17 protein-coding genes, 1 tRNA gene and 1 riboswitch are annotated in these 13,893 nt (G+C 66.6%); of the genes, 7 read left to right on the forward strand and 11 right to left on the reverse strand.

The annotated features are described in order from the left end of the window. Positions 1-9 precede the first annotated feature (9 nt). On the reverse strand, positions 10-1,287 hold the full coding sequence (locus tag EAH68_RS08405; protein ID WP_126120880.1) for an LLM class flavin-dependent oxidoreductase: 1,278 nt from the start codon (positions 1,285-1,287) through the stop codon (positions 10-12). Positions 1,288-1,291: 4 nt separating this feature from the next. Then, positions 1,292-2,068, reverse strand: a complete 777-nt coding sequence (locus EAH68_RS08410) for a 3-oxoacyl-ACP reductase (RefSeq protein ID WP_126120881.1) — start codon at positions 2,066-2,068, stop codon at positions 1,292-1,294. Between the two features lie 49 nt (positions 2,069-2,117). Beyond that, a riboswitch (TPP riboswitch) is annotated at positions 2,118-2,214 on the reverse strand. Positions 2,215-2,308: 94 nt separating this feature from the next. Between EAH68_RS08410 and EAH68_RS08415 the strand changes: the two genes are divergently transcribed. Beyond that, a complete protein-coding gene (locus tag EAH68_RS08415; RefSeq protein WP_126120934.1) occupies positions 2,309-3,184 on the forward strand; it encodes an SDR family oxidoreductase in 876 nt (291 codons plus the stop codon). Position 3,185: 1 nt separating this feature from the next. Here EAH68_RS08415 and EAH68_RS08420 read toward each other — a convergent pair whose 3' ends face one another. After that, a complete protein-coding gene (locus tag EAH68_RS08420; protein ID WP_126120882.1) occupies positions 3,186-4,145 on the reverse strand; it encodes an MsnO8 family LLM class oxidoreductase in 960 nt (319 codons plus the stop codon). 22 nt (positions 4,146-4,167) lie between these two features. After that, on the reverse strand, positions 4,168-5,316 hold the full coding sequence (locus EAH68_RS08425; RefSeq protein ID WP_241228368.1) for a L,D-transpeptidase: 1,149 nt from the start codon (positions 5,314-5,316) through the stop codon (positions 4,168-4,170). Between the two features lie 254 nt (positions 5,317-5,570). Here EAH68_RS08425 and EAH68_RS08430 point away from each other — a divergent pair. Further along, a tRNA-Lys gene (locus tag EAH68_RS08430) sits at positions 5,571-5,643 on the forward strand. Between the two features lie 111 nt (positions 5,644-5,754). Here the strand turns inward: EAH68_RS08430 and EAH68_RS08435 are convergent. Both EAH68_RS08435 and EAH68_RS08440 read right to left on the reverse strand, forming a co-directional pair. Continuing rightward, positions 5,755-6,417 carry a hypothetical protein gene (locus EAH68_RS08435; protein WP_126120884.1) on the reverse strand — a complete coding sequence of 221 codons (663 nt, stop codon included), beginning with the start codon at positions 6,415-6,417 and terminating at the stop codon, positions 5,755-5,757. A gap of 53 nt (positions 6,418-6,470) precedes the next feature. Then, positions 6,471-7,718, reverse strand: a complete 1,248-nt coding sequence (locus EAH68_RS08440) for a glutaminase (protein WP_126120885.1) — start codon at positions 7,716-7,718, stop codon at positions 6,471-6,473. Positions 7,719-7,823: 105 nt separating this feature from the next. Here EAH68_RS08440 and EAH68_RS08445 point away from each other — a divergent pair, with 105 nt between their 5' ends. Continuing rightward, positions 7,824-8,387 carry a nicotinamidase gene (locus EAH68_RS08445; protein WP_126120886.1) on the forward strand — a complete coding sequence of 188 codons (564 nt, stop codon included), beginning with the start codon at positions 7,824-7,826 and terminating at the stop codon, positions 8,385-8,387. A 60-nt stretch (positions 8,388-8,447) separates the two neighbouring features. Continuing rightward, entirely contained in the window at positions 8,448-8,960 is a 513-nt protein-coding gene (locus EAH68_RS08450) for a SixA phosphatase family protein (RefSeq protein WP_126120887.1), read from the forward strand. A gap of 70 nt (positions 8,961-9,030) precedes the next feature. Here EAH68_RS08450 and EAH68_RS08455 read toward each other — a convergent pair whose 3' ends face one another. Continuing rightward, complete coding sequence (locus tag EAH68_RS08455) at positions 9,031-9,309, reverse strand: DUF3618 domain-containing protein (protein WP_126120888.1); 279 nt, start codon at positions 9,307-9,309, stop codon at positions 9,031-9,033. Positions 9,310-9,398: 89 nt separating this feature from the next. On the opposite strand from EAH68_RS08455, the gene bcp reads away from it, so the two are divergent. Genes bcp through EAH68_RS14740 form a run of 3 tightly spaced genes read left to right on the forward strand, consistent with a single transcriptional unit; the run spans position 9,399 to position 10,728 of the window. Further along, a complete protein-coding gene (gene bcp, locus EAH68_RS08460) occupies positions 9,399-9,875 on the forward strand; it encodes a thioredoxin-dependent thiol peroxidase (RefSeq protein ID WP_126120889.1) in 477 nt (158 codons plus the stop codon). Further along, positions 9,875-10,531, forward strand: a complete 657-nt coding sequence (locus EAH68_RS08465; protein ID WP_126120890.1) for a TetR/AcrR family transcriptional regulator — start codon at positions 9,875-9,877, stop codon at positions 10,529-10,531. Before bcp ends, EAH68_RS08465 begins: the two co-directional genes overlap by 1 nt. A 23-nt stretch (positions 10,532-10,554) precedes the next feature. Next, complete coding sequence (locus EAH68_RS14740; RefSeq protein WP_164546444.1) at positions 10,555-10,728, forward strand: hypothetical protein; 174 nt, start codon at positions 10,555-10,557, stop codon at positions 10,726-10,728. A gap of 1 nt (position 10,729) precedes the next feature. On the opposite strand, the gene EAH68_RS08470 is transcribed toward EAH68_RS14740, so the two are convergent. The 4 genes from EAH68_RS08470 to acpS are packed head-to-tail and all read right to left on the reverse strand — an operon-like array spanning position 10,730 to position 13,855. Beyond that, positions 10,730-12,067: an AI-2E family transporter gene (locus EAH68_RS08470; RefSeq protein ID WP_126120891.1), complete on the reverse strand. Its 1,338-nt coding sequence runs from the start codon at positions 12,065-12,067 to the stop codon at positions 10,730-10,732. After that, a complete protein-coding gene (locus EAH68_RS08475; RefSeq protein ID WP_126120892.1) occupies positions 12,064-12,288 on the reverse strand; it encodes a ferredoxin in 225 nt (74 codons plus the stop codon). The genes EAH68_RS08470 and EAH68_RS08475 overlap by 4 nt, the downstream gene beginning before the upstream one ends. A gap of 23 nt (positions 12,289-12,311) precedes the next feature. Then, the gene (locus tag EAH68_RS08480; protein ID WP_241228369.1) at positions 12,312-13,385 is read right to left on the reverse strand and encodes a fatty acid desaturase family protein; all 1,074 of its coding nucleotides are present in this window, start codon (positions 13,383-13,385) and stop codon (positions 12,312-12,314) included. Between the two features lie 59 nt (positions 13,386-13,444). Then, positions 13,445-13,855, reverse strand: coding sequence for a holo-ACP synthase AcpS (gene acpS, locus EAH68_RS08485; protein WP_126120893.1), 411 nt, complete (start codon positions 13,853-13,855; stop codon positions 13,445-13,447). Positions 13,856-13,893: the final 38 nt, after the last annotated feature.

The following is a 13,893-nucleotide window of genomic DNA, read 5'->3' on the forward strand; positions in this document are numbered from 1 at the left end:
CCCCCGCCCCTATTCCGCCAGGTGCCCCCGCAGCGTGGTCGCCGTGTATTCCGTGCGGAACAGGCCACGTTCCTGGAGCACGGGGATGACCAGGTCCACGAAGTCCTCGATACCCGCGGGCAGGGAGGGCGGCATGAGATTGAATCCGTCCGCTCCCCCACCGTCGACCCAGCGGGCCATCTCGTCGGCGATCTGTTCCGGGGTACCCACGAAGGTGGCGTGCCCACCACCCGCGGCGAGGTAGCCGAGCAGTTCCCGCACGGTGGGCTGTTTCGATTCGATGATGCGCAGGATCGTGGCGTAGCGGCCCTTCGGCCCGGTGAACTCCTCAAGGGTGGGCAGCTGCGGCACCGGCGCATCGAGTTCCCAGCCGGAGGTGTCCTGGGCGATGAAATAGGACAGTCCCTTCAGCGCGTCCGCGACGGGCAGCAGCTCGTTGAGGGCACGCTGCTTCTCCCGGGCCTCTTCCTCGGTGCGTCCGACGTAGGTGACCAGGCCGGGCATGACGATGAGCTCATCAGGGTCGCGGCCGGCCAGTTCAGCCCGGCGGCGCACGTCGAGGCGGTACTCGCGGGCCATCTGAAGGTCCCAGGCGACGGCGTAGACGCCTTCGGCGTATCTGGCCGCCAGGTCGCGGCCGGGTTCAGAGGCCCCCGCCTGGAAGAGGACCGGTCTCCCCTGCGGCGGGGCCGGGATGTTCAGCGGCCCGGCGACCACGAAATACTCACCGGAGTGCTCCAGCGACCGGAGGAGCGAAGCGTCGCCCCAGCCGAACGCGGGGTCGTTGCGCACCGCTTCGGCGGGGAAGGAATCCCAGAGGCGGTTGAGCACGGAGATGAACTCCTCGGCACGCGCGTAGCGTTCCGCGTGCGGCGGGAGGGCGGGCAGGCCGTGGTTGCGGGCCTCGGTGTCGTTCATCGAGGTCACCACGTTGATCCCGGCGCGCCCGCCAGAGATGTGGTCGAGGCTGGCGAGCTGGCGGGCGGCGTGGAAGGGGGACCAGAATGTCGATGAGATGGTGGTGACCAGGCCGATGTGTTCGGTGGCGCGCGCCAGGGCGGTCAGGGTGGTCACCGGTTCGAGGAACCACAGCGGCCCGGAGCCGACGCCGTCGAGGTCGGCGGACTGACCGTCGGCCAGGAACACCGCATCCAAGCGTCCCCGCTCGGCGATCTGCGCAAGCTCCTCCCAGTAGCTGATGTCGCCGAGTCGTCCGGCGGCGGAGTCCGGGGCGCGCCAGGCGGAGGTGTGGTGGCCGGCGGCGAAGGCGAAGAGGTTGAGGTGCATGTTTCTAGTCCTTGACCAGGCCGCCGTCGACGACGAGGTTCTGGCCGGTGACCGCGCGTGCCCAGGGGGAGGCGAAGAAGAGGATGGCGTCGGCGAATTCCTCCGGGGTGGTCACCGACTGCAGCGGGGTGGACGCTGCGATGAGGTCGAAGACCTCGTTCGGGGTGGCGGAGCTGGCGTCGGTGGTGCGCAGCAGTCCGCCGGAGAGCATGTTCACGGTGACCTTCTTGGGCCCGAGGTCCGCAGCCAGGGTGCGGGTGAGTGAGAGCAGCGCGGCCTTGGCGGCGGTGTAGTCGTGGTACGGGACCACCGGGTACTGGAAGAGGTTGGTCCCGATGGTGATCACGCGTCCCGAACCGGCCTCCTCGAAACCGGGGAGGGCGGCCTGCACAGTGTTCAGGGTGCCCTGGACCGCTCCGGAGAACTGGGTCTCGAAGCGCTCGTAGGTGATCTCGTCGGCCTTGGGGCGGGCGTCACCGTCGAAGGAGAAGTCGATGAGCGCGTTGTTGACCACGGTGGTGACGGGAGCGTCGAAGGCTGCGCGGGCGGTATCGACAAGCGCGTCCATCTGGGCGCGGTCGCGGACATCCGCCTGGATCGCGAGAGCCCGGCCGGGGTGCTTATCGACGATCGCGGCCGCCGCCGCAGCACTCGAGTGGTAGTTGATCACGACGCGGGCCCCCTCCCTGAGGAAAGCCTCCGTGATGGCCCGGCCGAGGCCGCGGGCCCCGCCGGTGACGAGCACGATCTGCTCGGGGATGGTTGGTGCAGTGGTGGTCATGTGGACGCCTTTCCGGGAAAAGGCGAAGGTACCCCAGACGCCCCGGATGCACCGGAGCTGTGGACATTCCCTTCGCCAGTGCTAACTGGATCAGGTTCGACGGGTGTCATCTCAGCCGCTCGGTGGCGGCACCCCGTGTCACGTGCCCATCACTGTAGCAAGGGGGCGGCGCGCACCCACCCCGGTAGGTAACCTGGGCCACACATATTCCACGACTTATAGGAGTCCCCCGTGAGTGCCATGAACGATCCCCGCACCCTCCACCCGAAGATCGATCCCCCGAAGCAGACGCAGCCCCACCCGGGACTGGATGCCAAGCTCGAGCCGCAGGCCGACCTGGGTATGGACAGCTACGAAGGGCACGGCCGTCTCCGGGGCCGCCGCGCCCTGATCACCGGCGGCGACTCCGGTATCGGTGCCGCCGTCGCCATCGCCTACGCCCGTGAAGGCGCGGATGTGGCCATCGCCTACCTTCCTGAGGAGGAACCCGACGCCGAGAAGATCATCGCCGCGATCGAGGCCGCCGGCCAGAAGGCACTGGCCCTGCCCGGTGACCTCTGCGAACTCGCCCATTGCGAGGAGATCGTGGCGAAGACCGTCGAGGCCTTCGGCGGTCTGGACATCCTTGTCAACAACGCCTCCCGCCAGATCTGGCACGACGGTATCGAGAACATTCCGGACGAGGATTTCGACGCCACCATGAAATCCAACATCTACAGCTCCTTCCGGGTGACCAAGGCCGCCCTGCCGCACCTGGAGCCCGGCTCGGCGATCATCTTCACTTCCTCGATCCAGGCCTACCAGCCCTCCTCCACCCTGCTGGACTACGCCATGACCAAGGCCGCCATGAACAACCTGGCCAAGGGCCTGGCCCAGCAGCTGGCCGGCGAGGGGATCCGCGTCAACGCCGTCGCCCCCGGCCCGATCTGGACGCCCCTGCAGCCCAGCCACGGCCAGCCCCAGGACAAGATCGAGGGCTTCGGCCAGCACTCCCCGCTGGGCCGGGCGGGCCAGCCGGCGGAGCTGGCCGGCGCCTTCGTGTTCCTGGCCTCCGACGAGGCCTCCTACGTCATGGGCGAGACCCTCGGAGTCACCGGCGGCACCCCGACCCCGTGATCTAGGCAGACATCTCCGCGAGCAGCTCCTCGGAACGGGCGCGACCCGCCAGATCACTCATCCCGCTGGTGATGAGGATCTCCTCCGCCCCCGCGGCCCGCAGGAGCTCCCCGGCCCGCTCCGCCACCTGGGCAGGCGTGCCATAGAGGTCGGTCTGCAGGGTTTCCTCGATGCGGCGACGTTCCTGGGACCGCAGCGCCGACTCGTTCAAATCCGCCAACGGCTCCAGCCCCTCGAAGGAACCGGTGGTACGGGCCTTCGCCTGCGCCCAGGCCTCGGGGACGAGCAGGTCACGCGCCGCCGCCTCCGTGTCAGCGACGGCGACGTTGCAGGAGAGGATGGCGTGCGGGGCATCGATAAGCCCGGGGCGGAAATTCTTCCGGTAGAGCTGCGCGGCATCAACCTGGTTGGGGCCACCGAGAATGACCCCGAGGCCCAGTTCGGCGGCCAGCAGCGCGGAACGGAAACCCGCCAGCACGAAGACAGGGGTGGCGGAATCATTGAAGGGACGCGCCGTGACAGCAGCGCTGCCGTTCAGGAAACCGAGCAGTTCCCGCAGGTCATCGGGATAACGCTTCTTCAACTCCGCGACATCCCTCTGCCGCAGAGCCGCCCGCACCGGGGCGGTGAAACCCACGGAAGAACCGATTCCGGCGTCGATCCGCCCCGGATACAGGGCTTCCAGGGTGGCGATCTGCTCCGCCACGATCAACGGCTGATGAACCGGCAACATGATGCCCGCCGTGCCGACGCGGATCGAGTCTGTCGCGGCCCCCACCGCCGTGGCCAGCATCCCCGGCTGCGAACCGGGCAGACCTGGCACCGCATGGTGCTCGGCAACGAAAAAACGCCGGAAACCGAGCGCTTCCGCCTGCCGGGCATGGTCTATCACACCCAGCAGAACCTCAGATTCACTCAGTCCGGCGATCCGGTTGGCACGGTCAAGTACGGAGAAGCGCATACCCCCACCATGCCAGGGCCAGCTACCAGGCGGAGGTCTCGTTGACGTTGCCCTTGCCCCAGGTCTCCCACGGGATGTTCCAGTCGCCCAGGCCGTCATAACCGGACAGCGTCGTGCCGACGGTATTCTGCACCACCACCGGATCACCCCGCTTGACCGTGTTCTGGAACCACTGGGCCGCCTCGGTGGTGACATTGATGCAGCCGTGCGAGACATTGCGGTAGCCCTGATCCCCCGCCGACCACGGGGCCGCGTGGACGTAGATCCCGGAATAGGACATCTGCGTCGCGTAATCCACCTCAGTGCGGTATCCACCCTGGTCATAACCCAGACCGAAGGTGGCGGAATCCATCAGCAGGGAAGCGTGCTCATCACCGATGATGTAGGTGCCGTTCGGGGTGGCCCACTCCGCAGTGTCCCGGCCCAGGGATACCGGGATGGAACGCAGCACCTCACCGTTGCGGTAGACGGTCATGGTCTTGGTGGCGTCGTCGACGACAGTGCGCACGTCATCACCGATGGTGAAGCTCGCCGCGTTGTCCTTCGAGCCGTAGACTCCCCCGCCCAGATCAACACCGTAGAGGGCCACGTCGACGGAGACCTCCGTGCCGGGCGTCCAGTACTCCGCCGGACGCCAGCGCAGCTCCGAGTTGTTCAACCAGTAGAAACCACCATCGACCTCCGGGGAGGTGGTGATGGTGATGGCGTCCTGCGCCGCATGACGGTCCTCCACCGCGGTGCCGAAACGGAAGGCGATGGTCTGCGCAACCCCCACCGTCGAACCATCCAGCGGAGACAGGGCCACACCGGTCGTCGAGGCCGGGTTCGCAGTGCTGAAGCTCAGGGTCTTCGCCTGGCCTGCCCGGTCCTCGGCCTGCACCGTGTAGGTGCGGCCGTAACCCAGCACCTCAGCCGTCGACCACTGCCGTCCATCCGTGGACAGCTCCGATTCGACGATATTACCGTCCTCGTTGGTCATGGTGACCTGCTTCAGGCCCTCCGCGGAGGTCACGGTCACCGGCTCGGCGGGGTTGATGTCGTCGGCGGCCTGGGCCACCGAGAACTCCAGCGGGGCAGGTGCGGTGCTCTCGACCGCCTGGGCCCGGCTCTCACTCACCGACGTCCTGTCGATCGTGCACCCGGCCAGCGTTACCGCTGTCAGGGCCGCCACAACCACCACTGCACTGCCCCGCCTGAATAACGGGATGCTGACCTTCACGAAAAACCTCTTGATCCGACCTGCGTCGTCATACGAAAACTGCCATGAACAGCCCTCAGAGTAGTGCCCATGCAACATAGGGTCCAACAGATAGCGAAAAAACATGCTCTGACCAGCCGATTTTACTACCTGCAACTAAACCTGTTATATTTTTGTTCGTCGCCGAGACAGACCGGGAAACAACGGGTGGAACGGTAAAAATATCAGCGCCATTAGCTCAATTGGTAGAGCATCTGACTCTTAATCAGAGGGTTCGGGGTTCGATTCCCTGATGGCGCACAATAACCCCAGGTGGGAAGAGGTTTTACACTTCTTCCCACCTGGGGATTTTTCGTTGAGTGGCAAAATAAAGGCTGAAATCAGCAGCGCTCACCCGAAATCCCCACCGTCTCACCTGGTGGCGGAATGCTCCTGCCACAGATCCCGGTTGAGACCGTCCTCAAGTTTGGCGATCTGGGCCGCGACGATCTGCTCCACCGCCTCCCCTGACATGCGTTGGGCGCCGGCGAGCACCCAGTGGTTGCCCACCTCCGCCTGGATGACGATTGACTCGTGGATGCGGCCGTCACCGTCGTGGATGAGCACGCGCATGCCGGGGTACTCCGAGTCGAGGGGGTGGACGGAGTAGGTGACGTCATAGGTCGGGTCGTGGACGGGTTCCGCGCATTCGGTGAGAATGTCCCCGTAGATGGCTCGGACGTCGAGGTCCTCGGCCACGGAGAAGAGACCGAGTTCGAGGTGAACCTGGCCGACGGTGTAGCCGGCACTGGAGGAGGCGTGGGGCAGGAAACGGGCATCCAGGCCGGCGTGCACGGCGTCCTCGCAGGGTCGGCCGATGTCGAGGGAGGGGATGGCCAGCGGGAGTTGGGTGGGCACGTTCTCGCCCTCATTCAGGGTGCGGGTGACGGTGCCGGGGATGCCGGTCTCCTCCGCGGTGAGAAGCAGTGGGGTGAGGTCGGCGGCGTCGAGAAGCGACGGGTCCCCGGTGCAGGAGACGAGGCCGCCGAGGGCGAGGCCCGCGATGAGGACTGCCGTTGCACGGTGTGAGAGCATTCTGTGCGCCTCCCTGAGAAACTGTCTTATTCTCTCACCATAGTGCCAGGCACCTATAACTCATTGACGGTATCGGCATAAGTGCCGTCGGCGAATTCCAGATCGCCCACCACATCCTCCGGGTCGTAGATGGCGCAGATGAAGCCGCTCTCCCGGAGCCTGCGCAACCCCTCCTTGACCATGCGGCGGCCCATGCGGTTGAAGGAGGTGACGCGGGAGACATCGAGGACCAGTTCCTCCCCACCCAGGTTATGGCTGGCCAGTTCGTGGAGGATGCTCTCAGCGGCGGTGAAGTTGATGGTGCCCTGCAGGCGGATGACGGTGGAGTCGCCGTCGCGGGTGACGGAGCGGACGCCGGGGACGGCGTGGTGGTCGGCGGACATGAGGTGCAGCCCCATGTCCCGGGAGAGTTTCCCGAAGATGCGGACGCCGCGGTAGGAGTTGCCCTGGGTGTCCAGACGCGGGGAGAGGGTGGCGATGCCCAGCTGGCCGGGCAGGGCGCCGATCAGCCCGCCGGAGACCCCGGATTTGGCGGGAATTCCCACGTCGGCCATCCACCGGCCCGCGCCGTCGTACATGCCGGCGGAACTCATCACCGCCATGGTCAGCCGGCAGACCTCGGGGTGGAGGATCTTTTCACCGGTCAGGGGCTGCACCCCGCCGCTGGCGAGCGTGGCGGACATGACCGCCAGGTCGCGGGTGGTCACCAGGATGGAGCACTGCCGCGTGTAACTGAGGACGGCCGAGTGGGCGTCATCGCGGATGATGCCGTGGCTGCGCAGCAGGTGCGCGATGGCGAGGTTGCGGTCGGCTCCGGCCAGCTCGGACCGGCACAGCTGTTCGTCGATGACCAGCTCGCGTCCGGCGAGGCGGGAGAAGAGATCCCGGATCTTCTCCACCCGCTCGTCCACGTCGGAGCCCGCGCCGTTGATGAGCTGGTTCACCACGATGGCCCCGGCGTTGATCATGGGGTTGACCGGGCGGTTGTTGTTCTCGTCGAGGGAGAGTTCGTTGAAGGCCTCGCCGGAGGGTTCCACCCCCACGACGTCGGCGACGGCGTCCGGACCCAGTTCCTGGAGTGCCAAGGCATAGACGAAGGGTTTGGAGATGGACTGGATGGTGTATTCCTCGCCTGCGTCACCGGCGTCGTAGATGTGGCCGTCGGCGGTGCACAGGGCGAGGGCGAGGCGTTCCGGCGGGGCGTCGCGGAGTTCGTCGACGGTGTCGGCCATCCGGCCCCCGTCCTGGTCGCGCACCTGGTCGAGGATGGTGGCGAGATAGTCGGGGATGGGGGTCTTCATGCCGTCGAGCCTACCGAGGCCCGTCCCCCGCGACCGTTGAGTTTCTGACGCAATCATTCCCACCGCGCGTGACGACGACCGCAGGCCCCCGCTAGGCTGGCGGACATGAGCACCCCGAAGACCGCACTCGTCATCGTCGATGTCCAGAACGACTTCTGCCCCGGCGGCTCTCTGGCCACCGAACGCGGCCACGAGGTAGCGAAGTTGATCGGTGAGTACCAGGACAGCCACGGTGGACGCTACGCGCACATCATCGCCACCCAGGACTGGCACGTCGACCCGGGCGGGCACTTCTCGGACACACCTGATTTCGTCGATTCCTGGCCCGTCCACTGCGTCGCCGGCACCGAGGGCGCGGACATGCACCCGCAGGTGCGCACCGATCTCATCGACGCCTACTTCCGCAAAGGCGAGCACACCGCCGCCTACTCCGGTTTCGAGGGGGCGGCGGAGGGCGTGGGCATGGCGGAGTGGCTGAAGGAGCGCGGCGTGGAGAAACTTGACGTCGTCGGGATCGCCACCGACCACTGCGTGCGGGCCACCGCCCTCGACGCACTGGAGGAGGGTTTCGAGGTGCGCGTGCTCACCGACATGTGTTCCCCCGTGGACGAGGTGCGCGGCGAGGCTGCGCTGCAGGAGCTGGTGGGATCGGGTGCGCAGCTGAGCTGATCCCCCGGTAGTCAGCCGCATTCACCAGCGGAGGCCCGGGGCGCTGGATAGGGTGGGGCCATGCCTACCCACCATCGGCTTCTTGTCATGCGGCACTCCAAATCCTCCTGGTCCACCCCCTCCCCCGACCACCGACGTCCTCTGAACAAACGGGGCCAGCGCGACGGCCTGGCCGCCGGCGAATGGCTGGCGAAGAACATCGGCACCATCGACCACGTCCTCTGCTCCACCGCCACCCGCACCCGATTGAGCTGGGAACGGGCCAAGGCCGGCGGGGCGACCGCCCGTGGCATCAGCTTCCACGACGAGATGTACGAATCAGAGGTGGCCTCCTTCTGGCCGCTGCTGGCACAGCTGCCGGAGTCCATCGGAACCGCACTCTTCCTCGGCCACTGGCCCGGAGTCGAGGACCTCAGCCGCCGACTGGCCGAGCCTGATGACCACCCCGGCTGGGAGAGCATGGACGTGAAATTCCCCACCAGCGCCATCGCCGTGCTGGAGATCCCCGCGGCCTGGAAGGAACTCTCCCCGGGCGCAGCGCGCCTGAGCGACTACGTCATCCCGCGGGGCTGAGCAGCCGGGGAACGGGGACGTCGAAAAGCGGGGTGGGGGCATTGCCCCCACCCCGCTGTCCGGTGACAGATCAGGCGCGGCCGGCCAGCAGCTGCTTGATCTCCTTCAGCTCGTTGCTGCGCTTGCGGTTACGCAGGACAGCGAAGGCGATGATGCCGACCACGGCGACACCGACCCCGGCGAGCACCTTCTGCACCTGCGGGTCGCGGACCTTGGCGGTGGCCTCGCGCTTCGCGTCGTCCACCAGGTTCTTCGGCTTGGTGCGGGTGGCCAGCTCGTCGAGGGTGCTGGCCAGCTGGCGACGGGTGCGCTCGATGTCTCGCTGGATATCGTTGATGTCTCGTGCCACGTGGGTCTCCCGGTTCAAGAAGTGAAGGTCTTTTCCTACTCAGAGTAGTGTAACGCGACCTGAGGGGGCAGGGCGGTATGGTGGAGGACATGACTGTTTCCTCACGTCTTGCCGAAGGCGATACCGCACCTGATTTCACCCTGTCCGACGACACCGGGCAGTCCGTGTCCCTCAAGGACTTCGCCGGCGAACGTGTACTTATCTACTTCTATCCGCGCGCGAACACCCCCGGCTGCACGAAGCAGGCCTGCGATTTCCGCGATTCCCTCGCCGAGCTCAATGACCTGGACGTCAAGGTCATCGGCATCTCCCCGGACACCCCGGAGAAGCTGGCCAAATTCCGGGCGGACCACGACCTCAACTTCACCCTCCTGTCCGACCCGGACAAGGAGGTCATGACGCGGTGGGGGGCTTTCGGGGAGAAGAAGAACTACGGCAAGATCGTCCAGGGCGTCATCCGGTCCACCCTGCTCGTCGAACCGGACGGCACCATCGGTCTCGCCCGCTACAACGTCCGCGCAACCGGCCACGTCGCCCGTATTCTGCGTGAGCTGACCGACGCCTGATGACCACGGAAACCCCCGCGTCAGAGCTTGACGACGGCATCCTCCTCCCCCGTCGCCGGCCCGCTCAGGCACGCAGTCGCGAGCGCTTCGACCGCATCCTCGCGGCCGCCCGCAGCGTGCTTGTCGACGTCGGATTCGAGTCATTCACCTTCGACGAGGTCGCCCGCCGCGCGGGGGTGCCCATCGGCACGCTCTACCAGTTCTTCGCCAACAAATACGTCCTCATCTGCGAACTCGACCGTGTGGACACCGCCGAGACAGTCGCCGAGCTGCAGAAGTTCTCCGGCCGGGTGCCCACCCCGCAGTGGCCCGACATCCTCGATGAGTTCATCGACCACCTGGCACGCCTGTGGCGTGAGGACCCCTCCCGGCGCGCCGTATGGCACGCCGTCCAGTCCACCCCCGCGACCCGTGCGACCGCCGCGGCGACGGAGAAGCAGATGCTCGACATCATCTCCGCGGTCGTCGCGCCCCTGTCCCCGGATTCGGGTCCCGGGGAGCGTCTGCAGTTGGCGGGTCTGCTCATCCACACGGTCTCCTCCCTGCTCAACTACGCGATCCGTGACCTCGAGCGGGACGACGAGACCTTCGAGTCCATCGTCACCGAGATCAAGCGCATGCTCGTCGCATATCTCTTCGCAGTGGCGACCTCGTGACTCAAGTCACTAGACTCGGGGGCATGAACACTGATCCGAGAAACCCAGACCAGCAGCCCGAACCGATCGCCGATTCCGACGGCCGGCCGGCCCAGCAGCCGACCGACGAGCCCCAGCCGGAGGATCAGCGTGACCGGGACACCTTCGACCACAAACGGCCGGTGAACCCGCCGCGGGACGGGGAGAACCCCGCCTGATTCACTCCTCCGCTCGGGGCTGGGCCTTCCTCCCGGCTTTCCCCTCCTTCGCCGCGGTTTCACCGCCGCGTGCGATGTGCAGGGTGCGGCTGAGGCGTTCCTGGTAGCGCATCTGCTGGTACTTCCAGCGCTCTGCCATGGTCGATTTCGCCGCCACCCAGTCCTTCGGGTTGACCGGGTCCTCGCCGAGCACCGGGTCGTGTCCGACCTGGTAGGTGTCGGTCCACACCTGGATGACCGACCAGGCCACCGCTGTCAGCGGCACGGCGAGGATCGCGCCGAAGATGCCGCCGACGATGGTGCCCACCGACAGGGCGAGCAGCACGACGATGGCATGCAGGCTCAGCGTCCGCCCCATGACCACCGGCTGCAGCAGGTCCCCCTCCATCTGGTTGACCACCACAACCACGGCGATGACGATCAGGGCCACCACCAGGCCGTTGGTCACCAACGCCACCAGTGCGGCCAGGATGCCCGCGATGGTGGCACCGATGATCGGCAGGAAGGCGCCGACGAAGACGATGACTGCCAGCGGCAGGGCCAGGGGCACCCCGAGCAGGGCGAGAGCCAGACCGATGAACACCGCGTCAACCGCGGCGATGATGGCTGTGCCGCGGACGTAGCCGCCGAGGATCTGGATGGTGCGGTCCCCCGATTCCGCGAGACGCGCCCGGGTCTCGCCGTGGAACCACCGCAGCGCGAAGTTCCACATCTTCGGCCCGTCCTTGAGGAAGAAGAACAGAATGACGATCATGAGAACCACGCCGGCGATGAACTCCGTGGCCGCGGTGATGCCGGTCAGGGCGCTCCCGACAAAGGCCCCGCTGGTGGCCACCTCAGTGACCTGCTGAATCGCATTGTTGATTGCCGCCGTATCGAAAGGCAGCGGGCTGGCCCGGAAGAAGTTCTCCAGTTCTCGCCAGCCCTCCACCGCGGAGGACGAGAGGGAGTCCCATTCGTTGCGGACCGCGAAGACGATGCCGGTGATGATCCCGCCCAACAGAGCGAGGATGCCGATGAAGGCCGCAGCCGTGGCCAGCAGACTGGTCCAGCCCTTGCTTTTGAGCCACCGGACAACCGGGTATACGGCGGCCGCGAGGATGAGGGCCACCAGTGCCGCTATGACCACGACGGAGACCTTCACCAGGAGCCAGACAGTACCGGCGAAGACCGCGGCCATCAGCAGAATCTGGGCGGAGCGGGTGGCGGCCCACCCCACGGTGTCGGACCAGAGGGTGGCGGGTTTCGGCGGGTCAGCCCCGGGGACCCGCCCCCCGCCGATGATGATGTCGTCATCGGAGAGATGCGGATCCGGCAACGGGCCGGGATGCTCGGTCATCGCGGTTCCCCTTCCGCCCGGGTGGTTTCGTCGAGGAAGATCGTGCCGGAGGGGCACAACTGCTGCGCCTGCCGGACCGCCGGCCACTCCGCTGCCGGGGGATGGTCGGTGACCAGGCTGACGAATCCCTCGTGTTCCGCCAGGTTCCGAAAGACAGCCGGGGCAATGCGGCCGCAGTTTCCGGAGGCGACGCAGGTGTCGTAGTTGGCAAAAACCCTCATGTTCCTCTCATCCCCTCCTGAGTTCAGCCCCGGTACTGGAGTACCAGCGGGCAGGCGAACGGGTCACGGTTGCGCAGGCCGACCTGGTTGAGGTAGCCGATGATCACCTTGTAGGCCTCCCCCAGGGTCATCTCCGTGTAACGGATCCCCAGGGTTGAGCAGTGTTCGCGGACCAGTTTCTGCAGGGCCGGGAGGTTCGGGCGTGGGACCCTGGGAAACAGGTGGTGTTCGATCTGGTACTGCAGCCCGCCCATGAGGTAGCGCACCAGCAGGTTCCCGCGGATGTTGCGGGACATGTACACCTGGCGGCGCAGGAAATCGAGCTTCGCATCATGGGGCACCACCGGCATGCCGATGTGGCTGGCGGCAAAGGCACCACCGAGGAGCAGGCCGAACACGAGGGTCTGCACCACCAGAAAAGCCAGCGCCAGCCAGAAGGGCAGGGCGAGGAAGAGCAGGATCGGGATGCCCAGCAGCCGGAGGCCGACGAAGAGGATCTCCACCCACCGGAGTTTGACGTGACCGGGGCCGAGAATGTTCTTCACGGAGGTGACGTGCAGGGCGAATCCTTCGAAGGGCAGCAGGGGCAGGAAATACCACCCCTGGTAGCGGGCCAGTCTCGCGGACAGTCCGGTGCGGACGGCAGCACGTTCCGGGGTCAGGGACAGCACCCGAAGATCCAGGTCAGGGTCCGAGCCCTCCTTGTTGGGGTGGGCGTGATGCCGACTGTGTTTGTTCATCCACCACCCGTAGCTCAGCCCGATGAACAGGCCGGCCAGGACCCGGGCGGTCCATTCGTTCCACCGGCGGTCCTCGAAGATCTCCTGGTGGGCCGCCTCGTGGCTGAGGAAACCCAGGCGGGACATCGCCACCCCCAGCAGGGCGGCAAAGATGAGCTGGTACCAGCCGTCACCGGCCAGGACCACCGCGACGAGGAGGAGTACCATGCCGATCGTCCAGAACAGGATGCGCGGCCAGTAGAGACCGGGCCGGCGCCGCAGCAGACCCGCATCATGCACCCTGGCGGACAAGTCCAGGAATGATTCGACGTAGGGATTGGCGATCACCGGCACTCCCATCTCTGTGACCTGCAACACATTCTTTCCCTTAATTCAATCACGTGTCACGGACGCGCGGCAACAGGTTCCAGCCCCGTCTAAACCCCCGCGATCAGACAGGTCGCCACCGCGGTGCCGCCGTCATGGCTGATCGACAGGCTGGTGGTCACCTCCCCCAGGCTGGCCCGCAGGGCCTTCTTGATCTCCCCGCGGACGACCACCGCGACCCGCCCCCACCGGTCCGGCTGGATCTCGATCTCCCGGAAGTCCACCAGGTCCGGGGAGATGAGCGGGGGCCGGCCGTAGATCGCCTGCGACCACGCCTTGATGAAGGCCTCCTTCGCCGCCCAACGGCCCGCCAGGTGCAGGGCCCGGTCGGGCCGCTGCCCCGCCACCCGCAGCTCCAGGACGGTGAAGACCTCCTCGAAACGGGAGCCGGGCCGTTCCAGCTGCTCCCGGAAGCCGGGCACGTGGACGATGTCGACGCCGATGTGATGCATGCCTGTCATTGTGCCCCAACCGGCGGCAACCTCCGGAAACGACGAGG

The organism is Corynebacterium hylobatis (genome assembly GCF_003955685.1).
In the GTDB taxonomy this organism is placed as follows: Bacteria; Actinomycetota; Actinomycetes; order Mycobacteriales; family Mycobacteriaceae; genus Corynebacterium; species Corynebacterium hylobatis.